The 6,000-nt window shown below is 39.3% G+C and carries 8 protein-coding genes and 1 pseudogene; 5 read left to right on the top strand and 4 right to left on the bottom strand.

Annotated features, from left to right (window positions below; translation table 11 throughout):
- The 4 genes and pseudogenes from D8804_RS03700 to D8804_RS03685 all read right to left on the bottom strand — a co-directional run.
- Window positions 1-565 (bottom strand): AAA family ATPase (locus D8804_RS03700; RefSeq protein WP_142999708.1); only part of this gene is annotated, 565 nt, incomplete at its 3' end.
- A 186-nt stretch (window positions 566-751) separates the two neighbouring features.
- Window positions 752-859: pseudogene (locus tag D8804_RS03695) on the bottom strand (DNA mismatch repair protein MutT); the annotation flags it as partial.
- 19 nt (window positions 860-878) lie between these two features.
- A complete protein-coding gene (gene aao / locus D8804_RS03690) occupies window positions 879-2,054 on the bottom strand; it encodes an aminoacetone oxidase (protein WP_125398868.1) in 1,176 nt (391 codons plus the stop codon).
- Between the two features lie 57 nt (window positions 2,055-2,111).
- Window positions 2,112-2,957 carry a DegV family protein gene (locus D8804_RS03685; protein WP_125398867.1) on the bottom strand — a complete coding sequence of 282 codons (846 nt, stop codon included), beginning with the start codon at window positions 2,955-2,957 and terminating at the stop codon, window positions 2,112-2,114.
- 124 nt (window positions 2,958-3,081) lie between these two features.
- On the opposite strand from D8804_RS03685, the gene D8804_RS03680 reads away from it, so the two are divergent.
- The 5 genes from D8804_RS03680 to D8804_RS03655 all read left to right on the top strand — a co-directional run bounded on the left by D8804_RS03680 (window position 3,082) and on the right by D8804_RS03655 (window position 5,960).
- Window positions 3,082-3,639, top strand: coding sequence for a TetR/AcrR family transcriptional regulator (locus D8804_RS03680; RefSeq protein ID WP_000003897.1), 558 nt, complete (start codon window positions 3,082-3,084; stop codon window positions 3,637-3,639).
- An 18-nt stretch (window positions 3,640-3,657) separates the two neighbouring features.
- The gene (locus D8804_RS03675; RefSeq protein WP_000136994.1) at window positions 3,658-4,125 is read left to right on the top strand and encodes a deoxycytidylate deaminase; all 468 of its coding nucleotides are present in this window, start codon (window positions 3,658-3,660) and stop codon (window positions 4,123-4,125) included.
- Between the two features lie 88 nt (window positions 4,126-4,213).
- Complete coding sequence (gene upp, locus D8804_RS03670) at window positions 4,214-4,843, top strand: uracil phosphoribosyltransferase (protein ID WP_084926127.1); 630 nt, start codon at window positions 4,214-4,216, stop codon at window positions 4,841-4,843.
- A gap of 178 nt (window positions 4,844-5,021) precedes the next feature.
- On the top strand, window positions 5,022-5,612 hold the full coding sequence (clpP, locus tag D8804_RS03665) for an ATP-dependent Clp protease proteolytic subunit ClpP (RefSeq protein WP_000613467.1): 591 nt from the start codon (window positions 5,022-5,024) through the stop codon (window positions 5,610-5,612).
- A 78-nt stretch (window positions 5,613-5,690) separates the two neighbouring features.
- Window positions 5,691-5,960 (top strand): YlbG family protein, encoded by a 270-nt coding sequence (locus D8804_RS03655; RefSeq protein WP_000462107.1) that lies wholly within the window; start codon window positions 5,691-5,693, stop codon window positions 5,958-5,960.
- Window positions 5,961-6,000: the final 40 nt, after the last annotated feature.

The raw sequence follows: 6,000 nt of genomic DNA, 5'->3' as shown, positions 1-6,000 counted from the left end.
CAATAATATCTTCGGCTATTTTTGTATTTGTTACAGAAAGAACAGTTAAAAATAGTGAATTAGAATTTGTTAGACTAAACTTTAAATTTAACTCTTCTTCAGTCTTAAAGAAATCAGAGGAGTAGTCTACAATCTTATTAAATTTTCTTTTAAAAATTAGGTCATCATCTATAACTAAACTTTCTGATGATACATCTCCTTTAGAAAGAGCAAAATTATACGTTACAATTTTTGTTTTCAAAAGAAAGGAAATTTCAAATTCTGTAGGAGAAACATTGCTCGAATTATCTAAAGAAAATGTCAAATTTTTAAAATTTCGTTTACCTTCTTGAGAGTCTAACATTGAACGTTGAAGAAAGGCAATAATAAATCCTAAAGCGTTCAACAAATTACTCTTTCCACTAGCATTTGCTCCAAAAATACTAGCAGATTTTAATAAATGGAAATCTGTTTCAATTTCAATTCGGTTATTTAATAATTCCTGTAATTTTTCTGAAGATACCATACTAAATGTCACTTCATTTTTGAAAGATGTAAAATTCTTTGCTTTAAATTCTATTAGCATATTCAACCTCCGAGATTTTTTCTCGCTATCATTATAACATTTTTTTTAAAAAAAATAGTAGTATTCTATATGATTAATTCGAAATTTATTCTGTAATACTTTTTAAGCTATGTTTGACAATTTAATGTATCGTTATCAATGAAAGAATCTATGATTTTTTTAAAAATTTATAACACTTCACGCCAGGAAAGTAATACCAGACCAGTCAGGGCTCACTCGGTCTTGGACCAGAACTTTGTCCCCATTTTTAATCATGCACATGGTGACAAATTCGACTGCTTCTCTTCTATTCATTTTTTATAACCTTTGATATTTAATCATAATGCAGACTTCCCGCCACCCAGCCGGTACAGAGGGCAGAAGTGATATTAAAGCCACCTGTGTGGGCATTGATGTCTAAAACTTCCCCAGCAAAGTGGAGCCCAGGTACTAGCTTACTTTCAAGGGTTTTAGGATTGATTTCCTTAAGACTGACGCCTCCTTTGGTGACAAAGGACTTGGCCAGAGACATTTTGCCAGTAACAGGGATTTTGAGGGCTTTGATAGAATGGAGAAGTTGTTCCCGTTCTTTTTCAGTTAGCTGTTTGACTTTTTCAGGATAATCTTGAACCAAAAAATCTGCCAAGCGTTCTGGAAGCAAAGTTTTTAAAGCATTTTTTAAGGATTTTTCCCGATTTTCTTCTAGAAATGCCAACAAGTCGCTCTCAGAAAGTTGAGGTAAAACATCGAGTGAGAGAACCTCTCCACCTTTTACAAAGCTAGACATGCGCAGGGCAGCAGGGCCCGATAAACCAAAGTGGGTAAAGAGCAGGTCATGGGTGATGACATGCTTGCCATAGCTTAGGGTCACATTGTCAAGCGAAATCCCTTGCAAGGCCTTATGTGGAAAATCTGTCAATAATGGACTTTCAGCGGCTTCAAGCTCTGTAATGGTGTGCTTAAAATGGCGGGCGATCTCATGTCCAAATCCAGTTGAACCTGTAGAAGGATAGGATTTACCACCAGTTGTGACAATGAGTTTATCACAAGTGAAGGTCTGGTCTGCGGACTTCAGGACAAACTGGTTATCCACTTTTTTAACTGAAACAATCTCTGTTTGAGTAGCGACTTGACCACTGAGTTCAGTGATTTTCTTCTCCAAAGCTTCGATAATGGTCCGAGACTTGTCGCTAGCAGGAAAGACGCGTCCGTGGTCCTCGACCTTAAGTTTGACTCCATTTTCCGTAAAAAAGTTGATGATATCATGGTTATCAAACTGGGAGAAGACACTGTAAAGAAAGCGCCCATTTCCAGGGATGCCAGCCAATAGGTCATCTAAAGTTCCATTGTTGGTCACATTGCAGCGACCACCGCCTGTTCCAGCTAATTTTTTACCAAGTTTGCGATTTTTTTCGATGAGAAGAGTTTTCTGTCCATAAAAGCTACTAGAAATCGTAGCCATCATGCCAGCAGGTCCCCCACCAATGACAATAGTATCAAAATGTTTCATAGCTCTATTGTACCACAAAAAACAAGAGATGCTTGGCATCTCTTGTTGCTCATAATCTTAGTTAATTTCATATCCCATCAACAAACCGCCATCTTCTGCATAGAAACTGCAGAGACCAGACGTCGGGATGATTTTGATATCCGCTTGTGGGAAGGTTTCAAGCAAGCGTTCTGACAATTGCTGACAGAATTTTTCATTGCTGCGATGAGCCATGACGATACGGCCACCAGCGTAGCCAGCCTTGATGAGTTCTTCATAGGCTGCTTGAAGGGATTTTTTTGGTCCACGCGCTTTTTGGAGCAGTTCTAGGGTTCCAGTTTCACTTGCTTCCCCAACCATACGGATGTTGAGAAGGCCAACGACCGTACCGATAAGCTTACTTAAACGGCCATTTTTGACCAAGTTATCAACTTTAGCAAGAACAAAGAGTAACTTCGTTTTTTCTTGGTAGGTTGTAATGGCTTCAACAATTTCCTCATAAGAAAGTCCTTGATCAATCAAACTATTGATTTTCTCGACAATCAAGTCAACCTCACCACCTGCAGACAATGTATCGATCACATGAATCTGAGTGTCAGGGTGTTCTTCAAGGTAGATGTTCTTAGCGAGCTGTGCACTATTATGGCTACCTGAAAGAGTACCAGTAATAGTAACGACAAAGATATGCTTAGCACCTTCAAATGCACGCAAGTAATCATCAGGGCTAGGACAAGCTGATTTTGAAGCCTCAGAAGTCGCATACATGGTTTCCATCATGTGGTCAATGTTAAGATTGGCATCATCAATAAAGACCTGATCAGCTACTTGAATGGTTAAAGGAACACTAACAAATTCAGTATCAATAGCAGGAGTTGCCAGTTGACGATAATCACAACCAGAGTCAGCTACAATCTTCCAAGTCATAGAAATTCTCCATCTTTGTCACTTATACATTGACAAAGGTTCTGTCTTTTTTTACAATTATATCATGAAAGCCCTTGAAACAAAAGTACCATTTCTCTGTTGTCACAAGTAGAAAGAAATTGTTATGTCTGAACGTAAAATATCTGAAAAATCTCTAGAAAATCTCAGAAAATCAAATCAAGAATCCAATTTTTTAACTAGGGAAGCAATCGAGACGGCTCTTTTGCAACTTCTAGAGAAAAAAGACTTGGCTAAGATTAGTATTTCAGAGCTGGTCAAGCGGGCGGGTGTCTCACGCGCTGCCTTTTATCGTAACTATGACTCCAAAGAAGAGATTTTGGAAAGCGTCTTTAAACGCAGTGTCCATAACATTATGGAACAGTTGAGCCACTACGATGTCAAAACCGATCTTTATCTAGTCTGGGTTCACCTTTTCCGCGCAGCAAAGAAAGAAGCCAAGGTTATCCAACTCGCTCTGGACTACCACTTGGAAAAGATTTTTGTCCAAGCTATGCAGGAATTTCTAGAAAAATACCACGGAAAATCAAAAGGTGTCAGCAGCTACCTTCATTCCTTTTGGAGCTCTGCCATCGTATCGGTTCTGCTCAAATGGATCAAGGATGGGATGAAGGTTCCAGCTGAAAAGATTGCAGATTTACGCTTGCCATTTTTCAAAAAATAGAGGACAAGGAGAAGACTTATGACAGAAAAAAGACTGGCTTGGGACGAGTACTTTGCAGCCCAGGCTTTACTGATTGCCAATCGTTCGACCTGTAAACGTGCCAAAGTGGGAGCTGTCCTAGTTAAGGACAATAAAGTCATTTCAACAGGCTACAATGGTTCCGTATCAGGAACGGAGCACTGCATTGACCACGAATGTCTAGTCATTGAAGGACACTGTGTCCGAACCCTTCATGCTGAGGTCAATGCCATCTTGCAAGGGGCTGAACGAGGAGTTCCTAGAGGATTTACAGCCTATGTGACCCATTTCCCTTGTCTGAACTGCACCAAACAACTGCTACAAGTTGGTTGCAAACGTGTAGTCTATATCAACCAGTACCGAATGGATGACTATGCTCAGTACCTTTATCAAGAAAAAGGCACTGAGTTGACCCATTTACCATTAGAGACTGTTCAGACAGCTCTCCAAGAGGCAGATTTGATTTAAAAATTAATAAAAATAAATGGTTTAGAAAGCTTTTTAAACCGTTTTTTGATATAATAAGAAGAATAAATTGAAAGAAGGAATTCAGAAAATGGGAAAACTTGAAGTCATTAATCATCCACTGATTCAGCATAAATTGTCAATCTTGCGTCGTACAGACACTTCTACAAAAGCTTTTCGTGAGCTAGTAGATGAGATTGCAATGTTGATGGGATATGAAGTACTTCGTGATCTTCCACTTGAAGACGTGGAAATCGAAACACCTATCACAAAGACCGTTCAAAAACAATTGGCTGGTAAAAAATTGGCGATTGTCCCAATCTTGCGTGCAGGTATCGGGATGGTAGATGGGCTCTTGAGCTTGGTTCCAGCAGCAAAAGTTGGTCATATCGGTATGTACCGTGATGAAGAAACCCTTCAACCAGTTGAATACTTGGTGAAATTGCCTGAGGATATTGACCAACGTCAAATCTTTGTCGTTGATCCAATGCTTGCAACAGGTGGATCAGCTATCTTGGCTGTTGACTCGCTTAAAAAACGTGGCGCATCAAATATCAAATTTGTCTGCCTAGTAGCTGCTCCAGAGGGAGTGAAAGCTCTTCAAGCGGCTCACCCAGACGTCGAAATCTTTACAGCAGCTCTGGACGAACACTTGAATGAACATGGCTATATTGTTCCAGGTCTCGGAGATGCTGGAGACCGCTTGTTCGGTACGAAATAAGACTCAGATAGAGTCTTAAAGATGAAATTGGAGGATGTTTCTAATTTCGCGAGGAAGTTGAATTTTTGATTCTGTCGATAATATAGAGCAAAAATTTGACCTTTTTTGACCAAAAAGATATAATAGTTCTGTATTGAGTCGTATGACTAAGAAAATTCAACATTAAAAGGAGAAATGAATGATTCCTGTAGTTATTGAACAAACAAGCCGTGGAGAACGTTCCTATGACATTTACTCTCGTCTTCTGAAAGACCGCATTATCATGCTAACTGGGCCAGTCGAAGATAATATGGCCAACTCAGTTATTGCCCAGTTGCTCTTCTTGGATGCCCAAGACAGCACAAAAGATATTTACCTTTATGTCAACACACCTGGAGGTTCTGTTTCGGCTGGTTTGGCAATTGTTGATACCATGAACTTTATCAAGGCTGATGTCCAAACAATCGTTATGGGAATGGCTGCATCTATGGGGACTGTTATTGCATCAAGTGGTGCAAAAGGCAAACGCTTCATGCTTCCAAATGCAGAGTACATGATTCACCAACCAATGGGTGGTACAGGTGGTGGTACCCAACAAACCGATATGGCAATCGCTGCAGAGCACTTGCTCAAAACTCGTAAGACTTTGGAGCAAATCCTTGCAGATAACTCAGGTAAATCAGTTGAGCAAATTCATGCAGATGCAGAACGTGATTACTGGATGAGTGCCCAAGAAACACTTGAATATGGCTTTATTGATGAAATCATGGCCAATAATTCTTTAAGCTAAGCAACCTAGAAAGCAAACTCGACGGAGTTTGCTTTTTTTGGTATAATAGGGGAAGATTTCTTAGAAAGAGGATTTCTCATGTTTGAAAAAACAAATCGATCAGGATTAATCATCTATCTCTACTATAATCGAGATGCAAAAAAACTTCAGGAATACGGTGATATCTGTTACCATTCTAAGAAGCATCGTTACTTGCAGCTCTATGTTCCAACTGAGGAGCTAGATGACTTAGTTGAGAGATTAGGTAAGGAAAGATTTATCAAAAAAATAAGACGTTGCCACATTCAAGAGTTAGAAACTCCCTTTGTTGGCAATCTCTATCGCACTGAGGAAAACGTTATCATTTAAAAAATGAGATAAATGTGTTGACAATTTTCTGATAATTCGG

Origin of the sequence: Streptococcus oralis, assembly GCF_003944215.1 — a bacterium.
Lineage (GTDB): Bacteria > Bacillota > Bacilli > Lactobacillales > Streptococcaceae > Streptococcus > Streptococcus oralis_BI.
This window is presented reverse-complemented; position numbering and strand designations above follow the sequence as displayed.